At 67.3% G+C, this 25,469-nt stretch carries 22 protein-coding genes; 15 read left to right on the top strand and 7 right to left on the bottom strand.

Translation table 11 applies throughout. The annotated features are described in order from the left end of the window. Positions 1–8 precede the first annotated feature (8 nt). On the bottom strand, positions 9–1,505 hold the full coding sequence (locus V6V88_RS10600) for a M81 family metallopeptidase (RefSeq protein ID WP_338619235.1): 1,497 nt from the start codon (positions 1,503–1,505) through the stop codon (positions 9–11). A gap of 306 nt (positions 1,506–1,811) precedes the next feature. Between V6V88_RS10600 and V6V88_RS10605 the strand changes: the two genes are divergently transcribed. From V6V88_RS10605 to V6V88_RS10655, 11 genes are all read left to right on the top strand, one after another. Beyond that, entirely contained in the window at positions 1,812–3,245 is a 1,434-nt protein-coding gene (locus tag V6V88_RS10605; protein ID WP_338619236.1) for an amidase, read from the top strand. A gap of 59 nt (positions 3,246–3,304) precedes the next feature. Beyond that, entirely contained in the window at positions 3,305–4,888 is a 1,584-nt protein-coding gene (locus V6V88_RS10610) for an ABC transporter substrate-binding protein (protein WP_062840840.1), read from the top strand. Between the two features lie 18 nt (positions 4,889–4,906). Beyond that, on the top strand, positions 4,907–5,848 hold the full coding sequence (locus V6V88_RS10615) for an ABC transporter permease (RefSeq protein ID WP_223575308.1): 942 nt from the start codon (positions 4,907–4,909) through the stop codon (positions 5,846–5,848). Positions 5,849–5,856: 8 nt separating this feature from the next. After that, positions 5,857–6,720 (top strand): ABC transporter permease, encoded by an 864-nt coding sequence (locus V6V88_RS10620; RefSeq protein WP_062840842.1) that lies wholly within the window; start codon positions 5,857–5,859, stop codon positions 6,718–6,720. Between the two features lie 6 nt (positions 6,721–6,726). Continuing rightward, positions 6,727–8,379, top strand: a complete 1,653-nt coding sequence (locus V6V88_RS10625; RefSeq protein ID WP_338619238.1) for an ABC transporter ATP-binding protein — start codon at positions 6,727–6,729, stop codon at positions 8,377–8,379. 13 nt (positions 8,380–8,392) lie between these two features. After that, the gene (locus V6V88_RS10630) at positions 8,393–9,319 is read left to right on the top strand and encodes a glyoxylate/hydroxypyruvate reductase A (protein ID WP_338619239.1); all 927 of its coding nucleotides are present in this window, start codon (positions 8,393–8,395) and stop codon (positions 9,317–9,319) included. Between the two features lie 45 nt (positions 9,320–9,364). After that, positions 9,365–10,345, top strand: a complete 981-nt coding sequence (locus tag V6V88_RS10635; RefSeq protein WP_280001763.1) for an alpha/beta hydrolase fold domain-containing protein — start codon at positions 9,365–9,367, stop codon at positions 10,343–10,345. Between the two features lie 8 nt (positions 10,346–10,353). Then, complete coding sequence (locus V6V88_RS10640; protein WP_280001761.1) at positions 10,354–10,992, top strand: FMN-binding negative transcriptional regulator; 639 nt, start codon at positions 10,354–10,356, stop codon at positions 10,990–10,992. 17 nt (positions 10,993–11,009) lie between these two features. After that, positions 11,010–11,753, top strand: coding sequence for a class II aldolase/adducin family protein (locus V6V88_RS10645; protein WP_062840847.1), 744 nt, complete (start codon positions 11,010–11,012; stop codon positions 11,751–11,753). Then, positions 11,750–12,952, top strand: coding sequence for an aminotransferase class V-fold PLP-dependent enzyme (locus tag V6V88_RS10650; protein WP_280001760.1), 1,203 nt, complete (start codon positions 11,750–11,752; stop codon positions 12,950–12,952). The genes V6V88_RS10645 and V6V88_RS10650 overlap by 4 nt, the downstream gene beginning before the upstream one ends. A gap of 63 nt (positions 12,953–13,015) precedes the next feature. Continuing rightward, positions 13,016–14,596 carry an ABC transporter substrate-binding protein gene (locus V6V88_RS10655; RefSeq protein WP_338619243.1) on the top strand — a complete coding sequence of 527 codons (1,581 nt, stop codon included), beginning with the start codon at positions 13,016–13,018 and terminating at the stop codon, positions 14,594–14,596. 10 nt (positions 14,597–14,606) lie between these two features. Here V6V88_RS10655 and V6V88_RS10660 read toward each other — a convergent pair whose 3' ends face one another. Beyond that, positions 14,607–15,398 (bottom strand): IclR family transcriptional regulator, encoded by a 792-nt coding sequence (locus tag V6V88_RS10660; RefSeq protein ID WP_062840848.1) that lies wholly within the window; start codon positions 15,396–15,398, stop codon positions 14,607–14,609. Positions 15,399–15,581: 183 nt separating this feature from the next. Between V6V88_RS10660 and speG the strand changes: the two genes are divergently transcribed. Beyond that, positions 15,582–16,166 (top strand): spermidine N1-acetyltransferase, encoded by a 585-nt coding sequence (speG, locus tag V6V88_RS10665; protein ID WP_056316355.1) that lies wholly within the window; start codon positions 15,582–15,584, stop codon positions 16,164–16,166. Positions 16,167–16,187: 21 nt separating this feature from the next. On the opposite strand, the gene V6V88_RS10670 is transcribed toward speG, so the two are convergent. The 5 genes from V6V88_RS10670 to V6V88_RS10690 all read right to left on the bottom strand — a co-directional run bounded on the left by V6V88_RS10670 (position 16,188) and on the right by V6V88_RS10690 (position 22,806). Then, on the bottom strand, positions 16,188–16,505 hold the full coding sequence (locus V6V88_RS10670; protein ID WP_105238410.1) for an NIPSNAP family protein: 318 nt from the start codon (positions 16,503–16,505) through the stop codon (positions 16,188–16,190). Positions 16,506–16,537: 32 nt separating this feature from the next. Continuing rightward, positions 16,538–17,527, bottom strand: coding sequence for a tripartite tricarboxylate transporter substrate binding protein (locus tag V6V88_RS10675; protein WP_223575314.1), 990 nt, complete (start codon positions 17,525–17,527; stop codon positions 16,538–16,540). Positions 17,528–17,577: 50 nt separating this feature from the next. Continuing rightward, a complete protein-coding gene (locus tag V6V88_RS10680; protein WP_338619247.1) occupies positions 17,578–19,263 on the bottom strand; it encodes a thiamine pyrophosphate-binding protein in 1,686 nt (561 codons plus the stop codon). 149 nt (positions 19,264–19,412) lie between these two features. After that, positions 19,413–20,312, bottom strand: a complete 900-nt coding sequence (locus tag V6V88_RS10685) for a helix-turn-helix domain-containing protein (protein ID WP_062840851.1) — start codon at positions 20,310–20,312, stop codon at positions 19,413–19,415. Between the two features lie 91 nt (positions 20,313–20,403). Then, positions 20,404–22,806 (bottom strand): heavy metal translocating P-type ATPase, encoded by a 2,403-nt coding sequence (locus V6V88_RS10690; RefSeq protein ID WP_338619250.1) that lies wholly within the window; start codon positions 22,804–22,806, stop codon positions 20,404–20,406. A 97-nt stretch (positions 22,807–22,903) separates the two neighbouring features. On the opposite strand from V6V88_RS10690, the gene cadR reads away from it, so the two are divergent. From cadR to V6V88_RS10705, 3 genes are all read left to right on the top strand, one after another. Next, complete coding sequence (gene cadR, locus V6V88_RS10695; protein WP_056316368.1) at positions 22,904–23,338, top strand: Cd(II)/Pb(II)-responsive transcriptional regulator; 435 nt, start codon at positions 22,904–22,906, stop codon at positions 23,336–23,338. A gap of 105 nt (positions 23,339–23,443) precedes the next feature. Beyond that, the gene (locus V6V88_RS10700; RefSeq protein WP_056316369.1) at positions 23,444–24,037 is read left to right on the top strand and encodes a nitroreductase; all 594 of its coding nucleotides are present in this window, start codon (positions 23,444–23,446) and stop codon (positions 24,035–24,037) included. 199 nt (positions 24,038–24,236) lie between these two features. After that, positions 24,237–25,469 carry a 3-methyl-2-oxobutanoate dehydrogenase (2-methylpropanoyl-transferring) subunit alpha gene (locus V6V88_RS10705; RefSeq protein WP_056316373.1) on the top strand — a complete coding sequence of 411 codons (1,233 nt, stop codon included), beginning with the start codon at positions 24,237–24,239 and terminating at the stop codon, positions 25,467–25,469.

Here is a 25,469-nt window from a genome sequence, read left to right on the forward strand (position 1 = left end):
TGTCGTTTTCACGCCGTCCTGAACGGCTGCCCCTGCGGCCGCACCCGCATCCCGGGCTCAAGCCGCGTCCACGGCAGATCCGCGGGATCCGCCTGCATCGGGCCAGGCGCCTTGGCCACCAGCACCTCGTGCGCAATCGGCTGGAAGTCGGCCCGGAAATGCACCGAGCTTTTCACCACCAGGATCGCCATCTGTTCGGGCTGCACGCCGCCGACGCGGAAGAGGTTGCGGTCCAGCATCTGCGCCTTGCCGGCGCTGGCCACCACCCGCACGCCGCCAATCCGCAGCGTGGCCGTCGCGCCCAGGTCCACGTCCATGCCGTTCATCATCGGCCCGTCAAAGCGCAGCTTGCCGTCCGATAACGCCTCGACGACGAATTCGCCTTCGAAGGCGGCGTCGCCCGCGACGCCGGATTGCCCGCCCAGGCTGAGCGCCACCGTGGCGCCGACGCCAGCCTCGGTTGCCTGACGCACCGCCTCGGGGTCGTATAGCAAGCCCAGCGCCGCATTCTGCGCGTCGGCTTGCACCAGTGCGCGCAGCATGCCAGTGGTGTTGGCGTCGCCGCCAGCGCCGGGGTTGTCCTGCGTGTCGGCGATCACGACGGGCCGCGTGGCGCCGGCGGCGAGCGCCTGCGCGCGGCGCACGGCTTCGGCCGGTTCCAGGAAATCAGGCGACCACTCGGGTTCCAGTTCCAGCACGCGCGCATACAGCGATTCGGTGACGGCTTCGACCGCGGCGGCGTCCGTGCCGTAGGCCCACACCACCGGCCCGCACTCCGGGAAATCCGCCGCCGGAAAGCCCGGCGCGAAAGAGATGGAGGCAACCCCCGGCGTCTGTTCCAGTTCGCTCAGCAGCGCGTACACGCCCTGCGAGGGTTGCAGCATCGTGCACATGCCGTTGATGGGAATCAGGAAGGGCAGGCGGCGCTCGCTGCGGGTCCATTGTTCTCCGGCCTGAATGCGCGCCATCAGCAGCCGCGCGGCCAGCACGCCGGTATCGGCCATGTCCACGTGCGGATAGGTGCGAAACGCCACCAGGCCGTCCGCGCTTTGCAGCATGCGCGCAGTGACGTTGGCGTGCAGGTCCAGGCTGGCGACCACCGGCACGTCAGGCCCCACAATCTCGCGCACGCGGGCCAGGAGTTCGCCCTCGCCGTCGTCCAGGTGCTCGGTCACCATGGCGCCGTGCAGGTCCAGGTAGATGGCGTCAAAGCCGCCAGCCCGCACCGCATCCAGGATCTCGCCGGCGATGCGCTCATAGGCATCGCGCGTCACGTGGGCCGACGGGCTGGCGCCCGCCCAGATCACCGTCTGCACGGTGTGGCCTTCAGCCGCCACGGCATTGATGAATCCGCCGGCCGGGATGTTGACCTCGCGCAGCGCCAGCATGTCCGCGCCGCGCACCATCGCGGGAAAGCCTTCGCCGCGCACGAAATTGTCGTAACCCGCCTTGGAGGGCGCAAAGGTGTTGGTCTCGTGCTGGAAGCCAGCAACCAGGATGTGCATGAGCGTTTTTCCTTGCCGTGTGAGAGAGGGGGAATGCGAGCGTTCGGAAATTATTGGGGGCGGCGCCGCGATCAGCAATACCGCTGTCCACGCCCGAACGTGACAACGCATCCACAAGCTCGCCAGCGCGGGAAATCCCTGATGAATCGCGCGTTGCGTGCCTCGAAGTTGCTCGCTTAGAATATTTTTATGTACTACATAAGTATTGCTAAACAATACTTGAAACGTAGGCGATAAATCAGGGCATCGAATCGGATGCGGGCTATCGCGCCGGCCATCCAGGCGCATCAAGGTTGCAGGGAAGTCATGCGGACAGACGAGTACGAAGAGCAGGACGGTTTGGCGTTGGCGGGGCTGGTTGCACGCGGCCAAGTCACGCCGGCCGAGCTGATGGAATGCGCGTTGCAGTTGGCCGAGGAACGCGGTGCGCCATTGAACGCGCTGACCTATGTGCAGCGCGAAACGGGGCGCAAGCTGGCGCGCGACTGGACCGAACGCGGTCTGTTCCGCGGCATTCCCTTCCTGCTCAAGGATTCGGGCCTGCCGAGCATGCGATTTCCGTCCAGCCTGGGTTCGGCGCTGTTCGACGACACGGAATATGCGTTCGATGCGACGCTGGCCCAACGCTTCGAAGCGTCGGGACTGATTCCATTCGCGCGGACCACGGTATCCGAGCTGTGCATGGGGCCGTCTACGGAGGCGCGCCGCAACGGCGGCGCCACGCTGAACCCGCGTGCGCTGGACCGGTCCGTCGGCGGTTCCAGCGGCGGTGCGGCGGCAGCGGTGGCGGCGGGCATCGTGCCGGTGGCCCACGGTAGCGACGGCGGCGGATCGATCCGCATCCCGGCGGCTTGCTGCGGGGTGTTCGGGCTCAAGCCCAGCCGGGGACGAGTACCGATGGGACCTGCGCGCGGCGAGGGGTGGGGCGGCATGGCGTGCGAAGGCGTGCTGACGCGCAGCGTGCGCGATACCGCGGCGGCGATGGACGGCATCAGCGGTTATGCCGCGGGCGCGCCCTATGCCGCGCCGCCCGCGCCCGGGTCGTATCTGGATTCCGTGCGCGAACAGCGCCGCGAGCCGCTGCGCATTGCCCTGTGGCGCCAGGCATGGAACGGGATCGCCATCGCGCCGGAATGCCTGGCAGCGGTGGAGCGCACCGCCCGCTTGTGCCGGGAACTGGGGCACGACGTGGTGGAAGCGCCTTTGCCGGATCTGGACTATTCGGGATTCGTCCGCGCCCACGGCACGGTGCTGGCCACCAACATCGTGCTGGCCGTGCAGACGCGGCTCGCAATCCGCGGCCGCGAACTGCGTGACGACGACCTGGAACCGGTCATCCGCGACGGCCTGTCGGTCGGACGCGAACTGACGGCCACGCAATATGTGGATTCGATCAACCGATTCCACGCCATCGGACGCGCCATCGAGGCGGCCATGACGGATTTTGATTTGGTGCTGACGCCTACGCTGGCGCAACTGCCGGCCAAGCTGGGGGATCTGGCGCTGGAAGGCGAGTTCTGGGCGTTCCGCGAAAAAGTGTCTCGCTACGCGACATTCCTGGCGGTGATCAATGCTTCGGGCCAGCCGGCGGCCAGCCTGCCGCTGGACTGGACGGAATCGGGTGTGCCGGTGGCCAGTCAGCTCATCGGGCATTTTGGGCGCGAAGACCAGATCCTGCGCTTGGCCGCCGAGCTGGAGCGCGCGGCACCTTGGGCGGGACGGCAGATACTGCTGCCCTGATCCGCACCCCGGCCCGCGGCACGCCGCCGGCGCCGGACCAAACCATAAAAGGGGAAGAAATGAAGCGATCCTTTCTGTTTTCCGCAGCAATGTTCCTGGCCGCCGCCGCGCCGCTGGCCGCCGCGCCGGCCGCCAGCCACGCCGAAACCACGGCAAAGTTCGTGATGCATGCACCGCTGCGCGTGCTGGATCCGATCCTGACGTCGGCCTATGTCACGCGCAACCACGGCTATCTCGTGTACGACACGTTGTTTTCGATGGACGCCTCGGGCCGGCCCCAACCGCAGATGGTGGACTCGTGGACCGTGTCGGAAGACGGCATGACCTATGTTTTCAAGTTGCGCGCGGGGCTGGTGTTTCATGACGGGGCGCCTGTCACGGCCGAAGACGTCGTCGCGTCACTGCAGCGGTGGCAGGCTGGCGACGCCACGATCGGCAACCGGCTGAAAAACGCCACGGCCGAACTGGCTGCGTCCGGCCCGGACACCGTCACGCTCAAGCTCAAGTCGCCCTACGGGCTGGTGCTGGAGTCGCTGGCCAAGGAAAGCTCGCCGGTGCCGTTCATCATGCCCAAGCGCATCGCGTCCGTGCCGGCTTCACAGGCGATCAGCGAGACGATCGGCTCCGGTCCCTACAAGTTCGTGCAGGCCGATTTCCAGGCTGGCGTGAAAGCCACCTACTTGAAGTTCGACGGCTACGTGCCGCGCAAGGAACCGGCCAGCGCGTTCGCGGGCGGCAAGGTCGTTACCGTGGACCGGCTGGAACTGCTGAACATCCCCGACAGCCAGACGGCGGTGAACGCGCTGCGCAATGGCGAGATCGACTTTCTGGAAGATGTGCCGCCCGACCTGATGCCGCAGTTGAAGGACGCCAAGGGCATCTCGCTCAAGTCTTATGGCAAGAACTCCAACATGTTTACCTTGCGGATGAACTGGCTGCAGGCGCCGTTCAACAACGTGAAGGTGCGCCGTGCGGCGCTGGCCGCCTTGTACCAGGCGGACTATCTGGATGCGCAGATCGGCGATCCGGACGTCTATCAGGTCTGCGGCGCGGTCCTGACCTGCGTGTCGCCCTATGCGTCCGAGGAAGGCGCCACGCAGATCAAGACGCCGGACCTGGCGCACGCCCGCAAGCTGTTGAAGGAAAGCGGCTATGCCAACGAGAAAGTGGTGGTGCTGCATCCGACCGACCTGCCCATCTTCGCCAACATTGCGCCGGTCACGGCGCAGGCGCTGCGCAGCATCGGCATGAACGTCGAGATCCAGTCGATGGACTGGGCCACGCTGCTTAGCCGCCGCAGCAAGAAAGAGGGCGTTGATCAGGGGGGATGGAGCATCTTCCAGTCCAACATGTCCAGCCTGGACCTGATCTCGGCGGTCGGCAATCCCAATCTGGACGGGCGCGCCGACTCGACCTATCCCGGCTGGACGCACGACGCTGTCATGGACGAACTGCGCAGCCGCTTCGCTGCCGCCCGCACCGAGGACGAACGCCGCGAACTGGCCCAGGCGATCCAGCGCCGCAACTACGAACAGGTGATGTACGTGCCGCTGGGCGGGTACTCCAAATTCAAGGGCTACAACGCCAAGTTCGCTGATCTGGTCGATGCGCCGATTCCGCTGTTCTGGAACTCGCCCAAGTAGCGCAAGGGGATCTCCATCATGCTCAACCTGATCTTCAAGCGCGTGCTGGCCGCCATCCCCGTGATGCTGGTGGTGGCCACCGTGGTGTTCCTGCTGCTGCGGCTGGCGCCGGGCGATCCCGCCCGCGTCATCGCCGGCGACATGGCCAGCGAGCAGGCGGTGGCCGAGGTCCGCGCCGAAATGGGCCTGGACCGTCCGCTGGCCACGCAATATGCCCTGGCGATGGGCGCACTGCTCAAGGGCGATCTGGGCTCCTCGATCATTTCGAAGGACCCGGTCACCACGCTGATCGGCCAGCGGCTGGGGCCGACGATGGCGCTGGCGATCTGCGCGATCCTGCTCACCATCTTTGCCGCGATTCCGCTGGGCGTCTTTTCCGCCTGGTGGCACAAGGGCCTGTTCGACCGCGTGACGCTGGCGGTCACGGTGCTGGCGTTCTCCGTGCCGGCGTTCGTGGTGGGTTATCTGCTGATCCTGGTGTTCTCGGTAAAGCTGAACTGGTTTCCGGTGCAAGGCTATGCGGGACTGGCGTCGGGCTTCGGCACGTTCCTCTACCACATGGCGCTGCCCACCATCACGTTGGCGACCGTGTTCGTGGCGCTGATCACGCGCATTACGCGCGGCAGCATGCTGGAAGTGCTGGGCGAAGACTTCGTGCGCACGGCACGCGCCAAGGGCGTGCCCGAACGCTACGTGCTGTACCGGCATGCCTTGCGCAACGCCGCGGTGCCCATCGTCACCGTCATCGGACTGGCGCTCACCACGCTGATCAGCGGCGTGGTCGTCACCGAGACCATCTTCAACATCCCCGGCGTGGGCCGCCTGATCGTCGACGCCGTGCTGGCGCGCGACTATCCGGTGGTGCAGGGCACGATCCTGTTCTTCTCGTTCGTGTATGTCTTCATCAACCTGGCGATCGACCTGCTGTATGTCGTGCTCGATCCGCGCATCCGCTACTGAGGCCGGACATGACCACAACTGCTCTGGACCGTCCCCGTTCCTTCTGGCCCGCGCTCACGCGCGATCCGCTCATGTTCACCGGGCTGGCGCTGCTGGCCGCGCTGGTGGGGCTGGCCATGCTGGCGCCCCTGATCACCTGGCATGACCCGGCCGCGCTGGCGCCCCGGATGCGGCTCAAGCCGGTCAGCGCCGAATATTGGCTGGGCACCGATTCGCTGGGCCGCGACCTGTTTTCGCGCGTGCTTTACGGCGGCCGGCTGTCGATCACGCTGGCGGCGCTGGTCAGCGTGATCTCGGTGTGCGCCGGCCTGCTGCTGGGCCTCCTGGCGGGCTATTTCCGCCAGTTGGATGCGGTGGTGATGCGCATCATCGACGGCATCATGGCCATTCCCGGCCTGCTGCTGGCCATCGCCATGGTGGCGCTGGGCGGCGCGACCATTCCCACCATGGTGACGGCCATCGCCATCCCGGAGATTCCGCGTGTGGCGCGGCTGGTGCGCAGCGTGGTGCTGTCAGTGCGCGAAGAGCCCTACGTCGAGGCGTCGCTTGGCATGGGCACGCCGACATGGCGCGTGCTGTGGCGCCACGTCCTGCCCAGCACGATCAACCCGCTGGTGGTGCAGGCCACGTTCATCTGCGCCTCGGCAATCCTGATCGAAGCCGTGCTGGGTTTTCTGGGCCTGGGCTTTCCGCCCGAGATCCCCAGCCTGGGCAGCATCATTTCCGAGGGCCGTCCGTTCTTCCAGCGCGCGCCGTGGATCGTCCTGTTCCCGGGCGTCTTCCTGGCGCTGCTGATCCTGTCAGTGAACCTGTTCGGCGACGCGCTGCGCGATCGCCTGGACCCGCGCATGGCGCGTCAACGCAAGGGCTGAAAGCCAATGTCCTCTCATCCCATTCTGGAAATCCGCGACTTGAAGGTCAGCCTGCCCGGCGCCGGCGACCGGCGTTACGCCGCCGAAGGCATCGCGCTTACCGTCAGCCCGCGCGAAATCGTGTGCATCGTCGGCGAATCGGGCTCGGGCAAGTCCGTCACGGCCAGCGCCGTCATGGGCCTGCTGCCCAAGAATGTGCTCAAGCTCGAAAGCGGACAGATCCTCTTGTCGGGCCGCGACATCACGCACGCTTCCCTGGCCGAGCTGCGTGCGCTGCGCGGCGACCGGATGGCCATGATCTTCCAGGAGCCCATGACGGCCCTGAACCCGCTGATGCAGGTGGGCGACCAGATCGCCGAGATCTTCCAGTTCCATGGCCCGTCGCTGTCGCGCCGGGAAGTCGACCGGCGCGTGCTGGCGTTGCTGGCCGATATGCGGCTGCCGTCGCCCGAGACGCTGCGTCACGCCTTTCCCCACCAACTGTCGGGCGGGCAGCGCCAGCGGGTGATGATCGCGATGGCGCTGGCGATGGAACCGGCGCTGATCATCGCGGACGAGCCGACCACGGCACTGGATGTGACGTCGCAGGCCCAGGTGCTGCGCCTCTTGCACGGCCTGCGCGAGCGTCACGACACCGGCATCCTGTTCATCACGCACGACTTCGACGTGGTGGCCGAGATTGCCGATCGCGTGATCGTGATGCAGCACGGCCGCATCGTCGAGGCCGGCACGGCTGCCGAGGTGCTGGCCAATCCCCAGCATCCCTATACCCGCAAGCTGATCGACGCGGTACCCAAAGGCAGGTTCGGCGCCGGCGCGCCCTTGGCCGCAGCCGATCCCGTCATCGCGGTCGAGAACCTGGGCATGCGCTTCGTGACGTCCAGCCTGTTCCGGTCCAAGCGGCGCGAGGTCAATGCGCTGGATGGCGTGTCGCTGTCGCTGGCCCGTGGCGAAACGCTGGGCATCGTCGGCGAATCCGGGTCGGGCAAGACGACGCTGGGCCGGTGCCTGGCGCACTTTGCCCGGCCCACATCCGGCCGCATCGTGATGAACGGCCAGGACGTCTCGAACCTGTCGCGCGCGGCCTGGCGCCAGTGGTGCAAGCGCATCCAGATGGTGTTTCAGGATCCTTACCGGTCCTTCAACCCGCGCCTGACCATCGAAGCCACGCTGTCCGAGGGGCCGCTGAACTACGGCGAAGACCCGGCCCGCGTGCAGGCGCGGATGCGCGACATGCTGGCGCTGGTCAGCATCGATGTCAGCGCGCTCAAGCGCTATCCGCACGAGTTTTCCGGCGGGCAGCGTCAGCGGATTTCGATCGCGCGGGCGCTGATGATGGAGCCGGAAATCCTGATCGCGGACGAGGCGGTGTCGGCGCTGGACGTGTCCGTGCAGGCGCAGATCCTGGATCTGCTGGAGCGGATCCGCGCGCAACTGAACCTGAGCATGATCTTCATCACCCACGACCTGCGCGTGGCCGCCCGGCTATGCCACCGCATCGCCGTGATGCAGCGCGGCCGCGTCATGGAGATCGGCCCCGCCGAACAGATATTCACGCGGCCCGCCAGCCGCTACACCCAGGAACTGCTGGCCGCCATTCCCGGCAAGGACGGGCTGGGCAGCCGCGATGCGGCCGGACTGGCGTTGGCCGGCGCTTGAAGGAAACCCCCCAATGACACGCGTTGCCTTGCTGAGCCGATCCGCCAATCTTTCCTACTTTCAGCCGTTGTTGCAGGGTCTGGCGCCCGACCTGGACGTTGCCGTCTGGCCCGATCCGCGCAGTCTGCACGCCGAGGTGGCGGTCTGCTGGAATCCGCCCGTGGGCGTTTACGACGACATGCCGAACCTGAAGCTGATCCACAGCATCGCCGCCGGCGTGGACAACCTGCTGGACGGCCAGCGCACGCGCGGGCTGCCGGTCTGCCGCGTGGTGGATCCGCAGCTGGCGCAGGGGATGCTCCAGTACGTGCTGTGGTGCGTGCTGACCTTTCATCGCAAGCTGGATCTGGCGCTGTCCAACCAGCGCGCCGCGCGCTGGAACCGGCCGCCGCAGACGCCGGCGTCGCAATGCCGGATCGGGCTGATGGGCCTGGGCGAGCTGGGCGGCGCCATCGCCGCCGTGCTGCCGGGGCTGGGCTATGCGGTCAACGGCTGGTCGCGCACGCCGCGCGATCTTGACGGCGTGCGCGTCTATGCCGGGGAGGCTGCCTTTCACGAATTCCTGGCCAACACCGATGTGCTGGTGTGCCTGGTCCCGCTGACCGACGCGACCCGCGGCATCCTGAACCGGCGCACCTTCGACGCGCTGCCGCAAGGCGCGGCGGTGGTCAATTGCGGCCGGGGAGAGCACCTGGTCGCGGCGGACCTGATCGACGCGCTGGCGCGCGGGCAACTGCGCGGCGCCGTGCTGGACGTGTTCGCGCAGGAACCCCTGGATCCGGCCGATCCGCTGTGGTCGACGCCGGGCGTGATCGTCACCCCGCACATGGCGACCATGCCCGCGCCCGCCACCGTGGCCGAGCAGGTCGTGGCCAACATCCGCCGGCTGGGCCAGGGCGAGGCCCTGGCCCACACCGTGGACCTGACGCGCGGCTACTGACGCCGCCACCCGTTTTCCGATTGCCAACCCAAGACGAGACATTCCATGTATTTCGAAGATCCCGCGTTCACCATCCCGACCGGCACGCCCGCGCCCCTGGACCCGCAGATCGCCGAGTTCCTGCGGCGCATGGCGGCCGATGCGTCGCAGTATCCCCGCCGCGACACCCTGTCCATCGAACAGGGCCGCGCCAATGCCGAAAAGGTACGCCTGCCGTGGGCCCAGGGCGGCCCGCAGATGGCGCGCACAGCGGAACATCAGGTTGCGACGCGCCATGGACCGGTGCGCGTGCGCATCTACTACCCGGCCGAGCGCCGGCTGCCGGGCGCCTTCATGTACATCCATGGCGGCGGCTTTGTGCTGTTCAGCATCGACACGCATGACCGCGTGATGCGCGAATACGCCGAGCGCGCCGGAGTGGTGGTGGTTGGCGTGGACTACACCCGCGCGCCGGAGGCCAAGTTCCCGCAGCCGCTGGAGGAATGCGTGGACGTGCTGCGCTGGGTCGCCGCGTCGGCGGGCGAACTGGACATCGACGCCGCGCAGATCTTTGTGGGCGGCGATTCCGCCGGCGCCAACCTGTCCATGGGCACGGCCCTGACGCTGCGCGACGAAGGCGTGCCGCTCATCAAGGGGCTGGTGCTGAACTACGGGGGCTTCGGCAGCAATCTGTTCCGCAACTCGGTCGTGCGGTATGGCGCGGGTGAGTACGGCCTGTCGCTGCACATGATGATCTGGTTCCGCGGCATGCACATCCGCCACGGCAAGGATTTCTTCGATCCGCGCGTGGACATCCTGCGCGCCGACCTGCAAGGCCTGCCGCCGGCCTGGCTGGTGGTGACCGAATGCGATCCGCTGCATGACGACAGCATCGAGCTGGAGCGCAAGCTGCGCGAGGCCGGCGTGGATGTTGCGTCCAAGGTCTACCCGGGCACCGCGCACAGCTTTCTGGAGGCCGTTTCGATTGCCGCCGTCGCGGGCGAAGCCTTCGACGACACCGCGCGCTGGCTGCACGCGAAGGCCTAGGGGACGCCATGTACACCCCGCCGGCCTATGCCGAATCCGATATCGGTACGTTGCACGCGTTCATGCGCACCCACAGTTTCGCCACGCTGGTGACCGTGGGCGCGGCGGGCGCGAACGCCACGCACCTGCCGTTCCTGCTGCGCGAGGACGGCGCGTGCGGGACCTTGGTCACGCATCTGGCGCGCGCCAATCCGCAGTGGCGGGACCTGCAGGACGGCGCGCAGGCGCTGGTGCTGTTCCAGGGGCCGCATGCGTTCATTTCGCCCAGCTGGTACGTCAACCGGCAGACGTTCCCGACGTGGAACTACACCGCGGTCCATGCGCGAGGCACGCCACGCTTGATCGAGGCGCCCGAGGCCATTCGCGCGGTCCTGGCGGAAACGGTGGCGCGCTACGACACGCCGCTGGGTGGCGAATGGCGCTTTCCCGAGATGCCCGAGACCCTGACGGCGCCGCGCCTCACCGCGATTGCGGCGCTGGAGATCCCGATTGCCGGGCTGGAGGGAAAGATGAAGCTGAATCAGGACAAATCGGTGGCCGACCGCCTGGGCGTGATCCGCGAGCTGGAACGGTTGGGGGACGCGGGCAGCCTGGCGGTCGCCCGGCTGATCCGCGCCCAGCCGGACCTGGCGGCGGACAACGCCTGATTCCAACCGGAGCTCTCATGACGCAAGCACTCACCGAAGCGCACGTGCGCGACGAACTGGCCGCCCTGTACCGCCTCGTCGCCCACTTCCGCATGACCGATCTGATCGACACCCACATCAGCGCGCGGGTGCCGGGCACGCAGGACCATTTTCTGATTAACCGCTATGGCGTGCTGTTTCACGAAATGCGGCCGCAGGACCTCGTGAAGATCGACCTGGACGGCAATCCGGTCGATCCGGGCGACGCCGACAGCCAGCAGGTCAACGCGGCGGGCTTCACCATTCATTCGGCGGTGCATGCCGCGCGCCACGATCTGGCGTGCGTGGTGCATACGCATACTGCGGACGGCATTGCCGTGGCGTGCCAGCGCGATGGCCTCCTGCCGATCACGCAGCATGCGCTGCGCTTCTACAACAGGCTGGGCTATCACGACTACCAGGGCATCGCGCTGGACCTCGAAGAGCGCGAAAGCCTCGTCGCCAGCCTTGGCCCACACAAGGCCATGATCCTGCGCAACCACGGCCTGCTGGCGGCGGGATCGTCGGTGGCCGAGGCCTTCGTCAATATCTATTACCTGGAGCGCGCCTGCCAGGCGCAGGTCAAGGCCCAATCGGCCGGCGCGCCACTGGTGTTCCCGCCGGAGGCGGTGTGCGAGCGCACCGCGAGCCAGTTTGAACGGCCCACCGCCCCGATCTACACGCAGCGGGTATGGACCGCCGCGCGGCGCCTGCTGGAGCCGGACCTGGAGACAATCGAATGAAAGACAGCCTGACGACAGCCCGCGCCGAACTGGCCGGGCCGCAGTTCCTGCATACGCCCGGCCCGACGCACGTGCCCGATGCGGTGCGCGAGGCCATGGGCCGCCAGTGCATGGATCTGTCCGATCCGCGGCTGGCCGAATTGGTCGCGGATTGCGAGGCGGGCTTGGCCCGTCTGCTAGGTACGCGGCGCGCGGACGTGCTGATGTACGCGGCCAACGGGCATGGCGCGTGGGAAGCCGCCATTGCCAATCTGGTCCCGCCCGGCGCGCAGGTGCTGGTGGCCGGCAGCGGCCATTTCGCGGAGGCGTGGGCCGTGCATGCCGAGGCCATGGGCGCCACGGCTTTGCGCACGCCGACCCGCCCCGGACAGGCGCTGGATCCGGTCGCGATCGAAGCGGCGCTGCGGGCCGACAAGGCGCGGCGTATCGCCGCCGTGTTCGCCGTGCATACCGACACGGCCAGCGGCGTGACCAGCGACATTGCGGCCGTGCGCCGGGCCATGGACGCCAGCGGCCATCCGGCGCTGCTGGTGGCCGACGTGATCGCCTCGTTGGGCGCCACGCCCTTCCGCATGGACGAGTGGGGCGTCAACGTGGCGATCGGCGCATCGCAGAAGGCGCTGATGGGGCCGCCGGGATTGTCCTTCACCGCGGTGGACGCGCGCGCGCTGCAGGCCGCGCAAGCCAATCCCACGCCGCGTGCCTATTGGGACTGGGAGAAGCGCAAGAGCGATCTGCTTTACCGCAAGTTTTGCGGCACGCCGCCGCAGAGCCTCCTGGCGGGCATGCGCGCCGCGCTGGCGCTGATTGCCGCTGAAGGCGAGGAGGCGGTGTTCGCCCGCCACCGGCGCGTGGCGGACGCGGTGCATGCCGCGGTGGACGCGTGGTCGCGCGGCGGCGCGCTCAAGCTGTTCGTGCAAGATCCCGCCGCGCGGGCGGTCTCGGTCACCACGATTTCGGTCGCCGACGGCGTGGACGTCGAAGCCATGCGTACCGTGGCGCGCGAACGCTTCCACGTTGCCGTGGCGGGCGGGCTGGGGCCGCTTGCCGGACGGATGTTCCGCATTGGCCACCTGGGCGACGTGCATCCCGCCATGATCCTGGGCGCGCTGGGCGGCGTTGACGCCGCGTTGCGGGCCTGCGGCATACCCATTGGCGACGGAGCGCTGCTGGAGGCCGTCAAGGCGCTGCACGACTGAATCGGTTTTGCTGGCGCGGCCCTGACCCGGCCGCCATTTCTGCCGTACCTACGATAAGGACGCATGATGAGACAACGTGGATTTGCGGCGGCCGCCCTGGCTGCCCTCGCGGTGGCGGTTTCCTTTTGCCCGGCCCACGCCCAGGCCGAGCCGGTCAACGCCAAGGTGGTCATGCATGCGCCGCTGCGCGTGCTGGACCCGGTGCTGACCAATGCGTACATCACGCGCAATCACGGGTACATGGTGTACGACACGCTGTTTTCGCTGGACGCGAGTTCGCGTCCGCAGCCGCAGATGGTGGCGTCGTGGACGGTTTCGCCCGACCAGCTGACCTATGTATTCACGCTTCGGCCGGGCTTGAAATTTCATGACGGTGCGCCCGTCTCCGGTGAAGACGTGGTGGCGTCGCTCAAGCGCTGGTCGCAGCGCGACCCCGTCGGTTCGCGCCTGGCCGGCATCACGCAGCGCATGGACAGCCCGTCGGCCGACACCTTCCGCATCGTGCTCACCAAACCCTACGGGCTGCTGCTGGATGCGCTGGCCAAGCCGGGTTCGCCTGTGCCGTTCATCATGCCCCGTCGCATCGCGGCGACGCCGCCGTCCGAGGCCATCAAGGAAACTGTCGGCTCGGGTCCGTACAAGTTCGTGCAAGCCGAGTTCCAGGCCGGCGTGAAGGCCGCGTATGTGAAGAATGCGGATTACGTGCCGCGCAACGAGCCGGCCAGCCGCTTTGCCGGGGGCAAGGTCGCCATGTTCGACCGCATCGACGTGGTGAACGTGCCGGATGCGCAGACCGCGGTGAACGCACTGCGCCAGGGCGAAATCGACTTCGTCGAGAACGTGGCGCCCGACCTCTTGCCACAGCTGGACGGCGTGAAGACCGTGACGGTGCAGAGCTATGGCGACGCGTCCGAAACCTACACCTTGCGCATGAACTGGAAGCAGCCGCCCCTGGACAACGTGAAGGTGCGGCGTGCGGTACTGGCCGCGCTGTACCAGGCCGACTACCTGGATGCCTCGCTGGGCGATCCGGCCTACTACAAGCTGTGCGGCGCCATGTTGAGCTGCATCTCGGCATACCAGACCGAAGACGGCGCGACGCAGACCAAGCCCGCCAATCTGGCGCAGGCGCGGGCGTTGCTGAAGGACAGCGGCTACGCGGGCGAGAAGATCGTGGTGCTGCATCCGACCGACGTGCGCAGCCTGTCCAGCCTGGCGCCGGTGACCGCGCAGGCGCTGCGCAGCATCGGTATGAACGTGGAAGTGCAGTCGATGGACTGGGCCACGCTGCTCTCGCGGCGCAGCAAGGACGCGCCGCTGGCCGAAGGCGGCTGGAGCATCTTCCATTCCAGTCTGACCAGCATGGACCTGCTAAACCCCATCGTGAACGCCAATCTGGACGGAAGGGGCGAGGGCGGCTATCCGGGCTGGACCAAGGACGACACCATCCAGCGCCTGCGCGCCGAGTTCGAGTCGGTGAGCGGGCTGGAAGCGCAGAAGCGCGTGGCCGCCGAAATCCAGCAGCGCGCCTACGAGCAGGTGATGTTCGTGCCGCTGGGGGGCTACTCGGAATTCAAGGCGTACGACAAGAAGTTCGACGGCATGGTGCCGGCCCCATTGCCGCTGTTCTGGCGCGGCAAGTAGGAAAGGCCGTTCAGGACAGCCCCACCTTGCCGCTCAGCCCCCGCGCCGCGGTCAGCAAAAGCGGCGAATAGCGTCGCGCAAACTCCGCCGGCGACGCCCATTCGGACACCAGCCCGGCGATCTGGATGGCCGCCACCGGCCGATGCCGATGATCCAGGATGGCGGCGGCCAGGTTCAGTTCGCCCAGCATGCTTTCCTCGATGGCCGTGGCATACCCATCCTGGCGCGCCTGCTGGACCAGCCCCCGGATGCGGTCCGGGTCGTTGTCGGTCTTGGGCGTGCTGGGGATGGTGTCGAGCGGCATGTCCTTGGACCGGGAAAGGATGTCTTCGACTTCTTCCTCGGGCAGGTGGGACATGATGGCCCGTCCGCCGGCCGTCTGCACCATGGGCAGGGCGCGGCCGGCAAGCGTGCTGCTGAAGGTCTGGCGCTTGGTCTGGCGGCGCAGGGCAAAAATGATGTACAGGTCGTCGAACAGGCTCAGTTCGACGCGTTCGTTGGTTTCGCGCTGCATTTCGGCGATCAGCGGGGTGGCGCGTTCAAGCAGCGGCACGCTGCGCATGTAATCGAAGCTGCGTTGCAGGATCTTCTTGCCGGGCGTGTAGCCCTTGCCGCCCGCGCCGCGTTCCAGGTAGCCCAGCGTGACCAGCGTGTGGGTCATGCGCTGCGTGGTGCTGCGGTCAAAGCCGGTGATCTCCATGAGCTCGTTCATGCTCATGGTTGACGGGCGCTGGGCAAAGGCTTCCAGCAGTTCGAAGCCTTTGGCCAGGGATTGCACGAAGAGAGGGTCGGGACGGCTCATGGAAATCGCTTGTAGGGTGGCGGTGGGCGTCCGCGCCGGTTGGAAACTGTAGGGATTTTATAAAGATTCCAAGGTATTTCCTAGAGATACTTGCGTGCTCGCAACCGGCTCTGGTTTCCAGAAGGCGGGACGTGTGGGCTTGACATAGAATGGCCGCACATCAGCGGTCATTTCGAGGTACCCATGTCGGCCACATCCGATATCAAACTACGCCCGCTCGAACGCGGCGACCTGCACTTCGTGCACAAGATCAACAATAACGACGTCATCATGCGCTACTGGTTCGAAGAGCCGTACGAAGCCTATGACGAACTCGTCGCGCTGTACGACCGCCACCTTCACGACCAGAACGAGCGGCGCTTCATCATCGAGCACGACACGGGGCAGCCGGCCGGGCTGGTCGAGCTTGTGGAGATCGACTACATCCATCGCCGGGCCGAATTCCAGATCATCATCGCGCCCAGCTACCAGGGCAGGGGCTACGCCAAGGCCGCGACGCGCATTGCGGTGGGCTATGCGTTTCGGGTGCTGAACCTGCACAAGGTGTATCTGGTGGTGGACAAGGACAATACCGCCGCCGTGCACATCTACGAACGGTGCGGCTTCCAGATCGAAGGCCTGCTCAAGGAAGAGTTCTTTTCCAACGGCGCGTACCGCGATGCCTATCGGATGGCGCTATTGCAGCACGACCATCTGCGCGACGTGGGACCGGGCGCGCCGGACGCGCCCGTGCTGCGGGACTGGCCGCAGGAAGAGCAGGCGGGCTAGCGCCGCCTGCTGCGTGCTACATCAGGGCTTGAAGAACGCCGTCGGCGTCATCAGGCGGTTTTCCTGGCTGATCAGGTAGCCGGCTTCGGCGCTCTTGGTCAGGTAGGTCGCCCAGGCCGGATCCTTCTGCAGCGCCTGGCGCTTGGCTTCGCGGTCGGCGGCGCTGTCATACACCCAGATGTGCATGTAGGAGTTGACGTTGCCGGTTTCGGTCTGCATGTAGGCGAGCGGCTTGCCCAGATGGCGGCTCTGCACCTCGTAGCCGTGCTCGGCATAGAGCGCCAGGTGTTTCTTGATGGTGCCGGCGCGGCACGTATAGGTACGGACGTCGTAAAGCATGTTGATCCTTGATAGGGGTAGCGGAAAGCGTGTTACTCGGCCGTGGCGCCGGACTGCTTGACCAGCTCGCTCCAGCGTTCCACTTCGGCGTTCACATATTTCTGGAAGGCGGTGTGGCCGTCGCCCACGGGGTCGGCGCCCAGGCCCTTCAACTTGTCCTGCACGGCCGGGTCGGCGACGCTGTCGGTGACGGCCTTGGATAGCTTCTCGACCACCGGTGCGGGCGTGGCGGCCGGCACGAACAGGCCGAACCACGACCGCGCGTTCATGGCCGGGTAGGCCGCCTCGGAGAACGCGGGCACGTTGGGCAGCGCCGCATGGCGCTGGGTGCCGGTGACCGCGATGGGCGTCAGGCGCCCGGCCTGCACCTGCGACAGCACTTCGGGCAGGTTGGCGAACATGATCTGGACCTGTCCGCCCATGAGGTCGTTGAGCGCCTGCGCGCCGCCCTTGTACGGCACGTGCGTCATCTGCGCGCCGGCCAGCGAATTGAACTGCGCGCCGGCCAGGTGCGAAGCCGTGCCGGTGCCGCCCGAGGCGTAGTTCACGCGGTTGCCGTTGGCCTTGGCATAGGCTGCCAGTTCCTGCGGGGTCTTGGCCGGCACCGAGGGGTTCACCACCAGCAGCAGCGGCACCGACGCCAGGTTGGACAGGCCGGCAAAGTCGCGCGTCAGGCTGTAGTCGAGCTTGTGATAGAGCGTGGCGTTGATGGCGTGGCTGGACGTGGCCATCAGCAGCGTGTAGCCGTCGGGCTCGGCGCGGGCGGCCATGACGGCGCCGATGTTGCCGTTGGCGCCCGCCTTGTTTTCCACCACCACGGGCTGGCCAAGCCGCGTCGACATGGCCTGCGCCACGGTGCGCGCGATCACGTCGGTGGCGCCGCCCGCGGCGAAGGGCACGATGATGCGCAAGGGGCGCTCGGGGAAATCGGCCGCGGCGGCCGTTGCTGCCGTGCCCAGCGACGCGGCGGCCATCAGGACGGCGGCGGCCAGGCGCCGCACGGGGGTCAGGGTTTTCGTCATGTCTCTCTCCAGGGTTTTGGGTTTTTTTATGGGTTGCCGGGCCTGGTCTCTCAGGCGCCGGCGGTGCGCGCCTTTTCGCGCAGGCTCGTCAGGGTGGCCCGGGGCGTGATCACCTCCGGGTCCAGGCTGAGTTCGATCAGATATGGGGTTCCGCTGTCCAGCGCGCGTGCCAGCGCGGGCGGGAAGGCTTCATGCGTCTGTACGCGTTCGGCCGTCACGCCGAACGATTGCGCGTACGCCACGAAATCCGGGTTGCACAGGTCCGTGCCGATGGTGCGCCCGGGGTAGTGCACCTCCTGGTGCATTCGGATCGTGCCGTACATGCCGTTGTTGAACACGATGAAGACGATGCCAAGCTGGTGCTGCTTCACGGTGGCCAGCTCCTGCGAAGTCATCAGGAAGCAGCCGTCGCCCGCCAGGCAGATCACCTGGCGGTCGGGGTGGCGCAGCTTGGCCGCGATGGCCGCGGGCACGCCGTAACCCATGGCGCCGCTGGTCGGCGCCAGCTGTGTGCGCGGGTGGGTGAAACGGTAGTAACGATGCGCCCAGGCGCTGTAGTTGCCCGCGCCATTGGTCAGGATGGCGCTCGGGTCCAACTGGTCGCGCAGCGCGGCAATGACGCGCGCCGGGTCCAGGCCCGTGCGCGGGGCAGGCAGCTCGGTGTAGCGCAGGTAGTTGTCGTGCAGGCGCTGCGCCCAGGCGCGCCACGGCGATGCGTCCACGGGCTCCAGCTCCACCGCCGTCTTGGCGAAGGCGTCCATGCCGGCCTGGATCTTCACGGCCGGCTGGTACACGCGGCCCAGCTCTTCGGGGCTGGCCAGCACGTGGATCAGCGTCTGGCTGGGCACCGGCGATTGCAGCAGCGAATAGCCGCCCGTCACCATCTCGCCCAGGCGCGCGCCCACCGCCAGGATGACGTCGGCTTGGCGCACCGCCTCGGCCAGCTCGGGGTTCACGCCGATGCCGACTTCACCCACGTATTGCGCGTGGTGGTTGTCAAACAGATCCTGGCGGCGGAACGAACACGCCACGGGCAGGCCGTTCAGTTCGGCAAAGCGGGTCAGGCTTGCCAGTCCCGCGTCGGTCCAGCCCGAACCGCCGACGATCATCAGGGGGCGCTGGGCGCCCGCCAGCAGTGTGCGCATGCTGGCCAGGGCGTCGGGCGCCGGATAGGCCTGCGGCACCTGGATCGTGCCGCAGGGCAGGGCCGGGGCCACGTCGGTCAGCATGTCCTCGGGCAGCGCCAGGACGACCGGGCCGGGGCGGCCGGACGTGGCGACGGAGAACGCGCGGTTCAGGTATTCGGTGACGCGCGCGGCGCTGTCGATCTGCGCCACCCACTTCGTGAACTGGCCGAACATGCGGCGGTAGTCGATTTCCTGGAACGCCTCGCGCTCGACCATGTCGTTGCCGACCTGGCCGACCAGCACGATCAGCGGGGTGGAGTCCTGGAAGGCCGTCTGCACGCCGATGCTGGCGTTGGTGGCGCCGGGGCCGCGCGTGACCATGCAGATGCCGGGGCGGCCGGTCAGCTTGCCGTGCGCTTCGGCCATGAATGCCGCCGCGCCTTCGTGGCGGCAGGACACCAGCCGGATGCGGTCGCTGTGCGCGTACAGCGCGTCCAATACGTCCAGGTAGCTCTCGCCGGGTACGCCGAATACGGTATCCACGCCGTGGTCCAGCAGGGCTTGCACCACGTGCTGGCCGCCCGTCATCAATGTCGAAGTGTCGTTCATCGCAATTTCAATCTGGCCGCAGCGCGGCGGGTTGAGTCCGGATGAACTTTACGCAGCCCTGGTCAGGGCGCGTTAGGACAGATCAGAGCTTGTTTTGCACTTTTTTGCGGGCCGGCCTGCGCGGCCGCAGTCCGCCGGTCACTCAGCCATTACTCGATGGGGCGGTAGTACTTCTTGCGGAAGTCGCCCGGCGTGCAGCCGGTGTGCTTCTTGAAAAAGCGCGCGAAATAGGCCGGATCCTCGATGTTCAGCTGAAAGCCGATCTCTGCGATGCCCAGATCCGTGTTGCACAGAAGCCGCTTGGCCTCCAGCGCAATGCGTTCCTGCACGAGCTGGCTGGCCGTGCGTCCCACGCTGCGCTTGACCGCCTCGTTCAACTGGCGTTCGCTGATGCACAGCGCGTCGGCGTACTGGCGGATGGCCGAGAAATCCAGATAGTGCTCTTCGATCAGCATGGTGAAGCGCTTGGCCAGCGAATAGCTGGGACCCGCCGCGGTTTCACGCTCGTCAGCCGGATACAGCCGGCGCAGCTGCGTCAGGAGGATCAGCAGGTAAGAGCGCACCACGTCGAACCGGCCCGTCTGGCGGTCGCGCGTTTCGCGTTCGATTTCCGCCAGCAGCGGCAGCATGGCGTCGTGCTGCTCGCGCGTCAGGTAGATGACCGGCGATCCGCCCGCCAGGTGAAAGAACGGGAACTTGGCAATGTCGTCGGCGCGCGGAAACATCTGCGCGAAGAACTCGGTGCTGATGTTCATGACGTAGCCGCTGGGCTTGACCGACGACGTCCAGGCGTGGATCTGGCCGGGCGACAGGAAAAAGACCGAGTGGTCGCGCACCTCGTGCTGCTCAAAGTCCAGCAGGTGGGTGCCTTGCGCCTCGGTCATCCACAACAGGTGGTAATAGCGGTGCCGGTGCAGGAAACCGCGCGGGATGTCGTCGTGGTCCTGCAGGCGCACGAGGTCGAAGTAGAAGGAGCCCTCTCCTGAGAAATCCGAGGATTCGAAGGTGGGAAAGGTCTCCGGGACGGGCGAAATCGTACCTGCGGACAAGCGGGAGTCTCCTTGATGGCGCGCGGGGCGGCTCTGTTTTTCGCCATCATACGGGGATTCGCCGCCAGGGCCGCCGCGCCGCCCGCTTCGCTTACCGGCTGGCCGGCGCGGCGCGCAGCAGGCGCAGACCGTTCGCCACCACCAGCAGGCTCGCGCCCACGTCGGCAAACACCGCCATCCACAGCGTCGCGTGACCCGTCACGGCCAGCGCCAGGAACACCACCTTGATGCCCAGCGCCAGCGCAATGTTCTGCACGAGGATGCGGTGCGTGGCGCGCGACAGGCGCAGGAAGGTGCCGATCTTGCGCAGGTCGTCGTCCATGAGGGCCACGTCGGCCGTCTCGATGGCCGTGCCGGTGCCCGCCGCGCCCATGGCAAACCCGATGTCGGCCCGGGCCAGCGCGGGCGCGTCGTTGATGCCGTCGCCCACCATGCCGACCCGGACGTCCGGCGCCAGCTTGCTTTCAATGGCGGCCAGCTTGTCCTCGGGCAATTGGTCGCCGCGCGCCTCGTCGATGCCGACCTGGCGCGCGATGGCCTGGGCGGTCGGCGTGTTGTCGCCCGTCAGCATGAGCGTGCGCACGCCCAGGCCGTGCAGGTCTGCGATGGCCTGCGCGCTGGTGGGCTTGACCGTGTCGGCCACGGCGGCCACCGCCAATACGCGGCTGCCGTCCGAAAGCGCGATGACGCTCTTGCCCTGGCTTTCCAGCTCGTCAAAGCGGGCGTCGAGCGCGGCGCTGGATACGCCCAGTTCCCGCATCAGGCGGCGGTTGCCCAGATGGTAAGTCTGCCCGCCCACCTGGCCGCTGACGCCGCGGCCGGGCAGGGCGGCAAAGGCCTCGACTTCCAGCAGCGTGCTGCCGGCCTGGCGCGCCGCGTTGGCCACGGCCAGTGACACCGGGTGATCGGATCGGGCCGCCAGGCTAGCCGCGATGAGGGCGGCGGAGTGAGGGCCAGGCGCCGCCGCGTCCCAGTCCTGCAGGTCGGTTTGAACGGGCTTGCCGTGCGTCAGTGTGCCGGTCTTGTCCAGCGCCAGCCATTTCAGGTTGCGGCCTTCTTCCAGATAGACCCCGCCCTTGACGAGGATGCCGCGGCGCGAGGCGGCGGTCAGGCCGCTGACGATGCTGACCGGCGTGGAAATCACGAGCGCGCACGGGCAGGCGATGATCAGCAACGCAAGCGCGCGGTACAGGGCATCGAACCATGGCTGGCCCCACAGCAGCGGCGGCAGCACCGCCACGGCCAGCGCAATGGCCACGACCGCAGGCGTGTAGATGCGCGAGAAGCGGTCGATGAAGCGCTGCGTGGGGGCGCGCGCGCCCTGCGCCTGTTCCACCGCGTGGATGATGCGCGCCAGCGTGGTGTTGCCCGCCGCGGCGGTCACGCGGTATTCAAAGGAGCCGGAGGTGTTGATGGTGGCCGCGAAGACGTGATCGTCCTGCGTCTTTTCGACGGGCAGGCTTTCGCCCGTGATCGGCGACTGGTCCACGGCCGACGTGCCGTTCACGACGATGCCGTCGGCCGCGATGCGCTCGCCCGGCCGCACGCGCACGATCCCGCCCGGTTGCAGCGACGCTGCGGGCACTTCGACCCAGCTGCCGTCCGCCTGGCGCAGGGTCGCCGTCTCGGGCGCCAGGTCCAGCAGGCCGCGCACGGCGTTGCGGGCGCGGTCCAGCGAACGGGCTTCGATCAATTCGGCCACGTTGAACAGGAACATCACCATGGCCGCCTCGGGCCACTGGCCGATCAGCACCGCGCCGGTGACGGCGATGCTCATCAGGGCGTTGATGTTCAGGTTGCCGTTGCGCACGGCGATCCAGCCCTTGCGATAGGTGCTGACGCCGCAAGCCAGGATGGCGGCCACGGCCAGCGCGGCGGTCACCAAGAGCGGGGCGTCCAGGTAGTGCGAGACTTCCGACAGCGCGGCCAGCACGCCCGCGCCGCCGATCAGCCACCAGTTCACCGCCTTGGCGGCGGGGGCGGGCGCGGCGGCCGCGCCGTCGGCCAGGGGCTCGGGCGTCATGTCCAGCGACTTGATGGCCGCGACGATGCGATCCAGCGCGCCCTCCGCGTGGACAACGGTCAGGATGCGCTGCATCAGGTTGAAGTCCAGCGCATGCACGCCGTCCACGCCGTCCAGCTTCTTGCGGATCAGCGTTTCCTCGGTGGGGCAGTCCATCTGCCCGATGCGCAGGCGCGCCAGCAGCTGGCCGGGGCCGGCAGTGAGCGTCGCGGCAGCGGCGGCCGGCTGCAGGACCGCATCGCCGTGCGCGTGACCGCAGCAGGCATCCGCGCCATGGGCGTGGCCAGGAGCCGGGTCGGCGTGCTGGTGGGCGGGTGCGCCGTGGTCGTGGCCATCGTGATGGTGGCCGTCGTGGCCCTGCGCCGCGTGGCCGGCGTTCGCATGCGGCGACTTGCCCTCATCGTGACCGCAGCAGGAGCCGCAGGCCCCGCCCGACTGATGTTCGCGTTGTTTGACCGGAGGTAAAGACATCCGCTTGACCCTTCAAATAAGCTGGTGACGCAATTCCACACCTTGGAGTTACTATAGGGTCAACCCCTAATCATCGGATCGGATCCGGGAGGCAGCGATGCGTATCGGCGAATTGGCCACGGCGGCCGGCACCACGGTCGAAACCGTCAGGTACTACGAAAAGGAAGGACTGCTGCCCGCGCCGGAGCGGGGACTGAACAACTACCGCAGCTACGGGCAGATGCACCTGGAGCGCCTGCGCCTCATCCGCAACTGCCGGGCGCTGGACATGACGCAGGACGAGATCCGCGCCATCCTGTCCGTGGCCGACAACCACCGCACCGGTTGCGGCCCCATCAACCAGTTGTTCGACGAGCACATCTCCCACGTGGACGAGCGCATTGCCGAACTGATGCAGCTGAAATCCCAACTGAGCGAATTGCGCCAGCGCTGCGTGTCGGCGCGCCCGGACACGGACGACTGCGGCATCCTGCACGGCCTGACCGAAATGCAGGTCGAAGAGCGGCAGGAGCGCCATACCCATCTGGGGTGACCGCGCACGGCGCGATGTCCTTGTTGCAGGCCAGGGGATCGGCGATGGGGCGGCCGTCATCGCGTACTATGAGAATCTGTTTTTTTCCCATTTGCGCATCGATCAATGACCGTCACCCAGACCGCCACCCCGCTCCACGCCCTGACTTCGCGCCGCTCCTTCAAGTTCCTGCGGGCCCCGGCGCCCAAACCCGACGAACTCGAACAGATCCTGCAGGCCGCCATGGCGGCGCCCGATCATGGCGCGCTGCGCCCGTGGCGCTTCGTCGTGATCCAGGGCGAAGCCATCGGCAAGCTGGCGGACATGGCGCTGGACGCGGTCAAGCGCAGCGGTGATCCGCGCATGACGCCTGAAAAGGAAAAGTCGGTCCGCGAATGGATGGCCGGCGTGCCGCTGTTCATCGCCGTGGCCCAGAAGATCGCCCACGACAACACCAAGATCCCCGAGCAGGAACAGCTTCTGGCCACGGGCTGCTCGGTCATGAACATCCTGAACGCCGTCCACATGCTGGGCTACGCCGCGTTCTGGAGCACCGGCCTGGGCACCTACGTCGAAGACGTGCAGAACGCGCTGGGTCTGGACTCGCTGGATTACCGCTTCCTGGGCTTTCTGGCCGTGGGCACGCCCGCGTGCGCGGTGCCCCCCGCCAAGCGTCCCGACTACCGTGAATTCGTCACGGAATGGACCGGCGCCGCCTGAGGAAAACCCTCAGTCCAATGCGGCCCCAAAAGGCCGCGCGGCCCGCTCATCGGCCCTGTCCCCTGTGCTAATCTCGTCAACGGCCTTGCCCATGTATCCCCGGGCGCAGGCCGGCGACGGCAGCGTCCGAGGTCACACGCCTCTGGCAATGCCTTGGTAGGAAGAAAACGCATGACACGATCAAGCGTGGAGACAATACATGAGCCAATATGGGCCGCTGAAGTTGCACGTCCCCGAGCCGACAGGGCGACCGGGTTGCAAGACAGACTTCTCCTATCTGCATCTATCGCCGCCCGGCGAGGTGCCCAAACCCCCCATTGATGTTGCCGCGGTCGACACCGGTCCACTGGCCTACAGCCTGGTCCGGGTCATCGACAATGACGGCCATGCCGTCGGGCCGTGGGCGCCGGAGATCAGCCACGACATGCTGCGCGCCGGCATGCGGGCGATGCTCAAGACCCGCATCTTCGACGGGCGCATGCTGACCGCGCAGCGCAAGAAGAAGATCTCGTTCTACATGCAGAGCCTGGGCGAGGAGGCCATCGGCACCGCTCACGCGATGGCGCTGGAAAAGGGGGACATGTGCTTTCCCACCTATCGTCAGCAAAGCATCCTGCTCTCGCGCGATGTGTCGCTGGTGACGATGATGTGCCAGCTCATGTCCAACGAGCGTGACCCGCTCAAGGGCCGCCAGCTGCCGGTCATGTATTCCGACCGCGAAAACGGCTTTTTCACGATTTCGGGCAACCTGGCCACGCAGTTCATCCAGGCGGTGGGCTGGGCCATGGCGTCGGCCATCAAGGGCGACACCCGCATTGCCTCGGCCTGGATCGGCGACGGCGCCACCGCCGAAGCCGACTTCCACACCGCGTTGACCTTCGCGCACGTCTACCGCGCGCCCGTCATCCTGAACGTGGTCAACAACCAGTGGGCCATTTCCACCTTCCAGGCCATCGCCGGCGGCGAGGGCGCGACCTTCGCGGGCCGTGGCGTGGGCTGCGGCATTGCGTCGCTGCGGGTGGACGGCAACGATTTCCTGGCGGTCTATTCCGCCTCGCGCTGGGCGGCCGAGCGCGCCCGCCGCAACCTGGGCCCGACGCTGATCGAATGGGTGACCTACCGCGCGGGGCCTCACTCCACGTCGGACGATCCCTCCAAGTACCGGCCCGGCGACGACTGGAGCCACTTTCCCCTGGGCGACCCGATCGAGCGCTTCAAGAAACATCTCATCCTGTTGGGCATCTGGTCCGACGCCGAGCACGACGCGGTCCGCGCCGAACTCGACGCCGAGATCCTGGCGGCTCAGAAGGAAGCCGAGAGCTACGGCACACTGGTGGACGGCCACGTCCCCAGCGCCGCCAGCATTTTTGAAGACGTGTACAAGGACATGCCGGAGCATCTGCGCCGGCAGCGCCAGCAGCTCGGAGTCTGA

This window comes from Achromobacter sp. E1, assembly GCF_037039475.1.
Taxonomy (GTDB): domain Bacteria; phylum Pseudomonadota; class Gammaproteobacteria; order Burkholderiales; family Burkholderiaceae_B; genus Achromobacter; species Achromobacter mucicolens.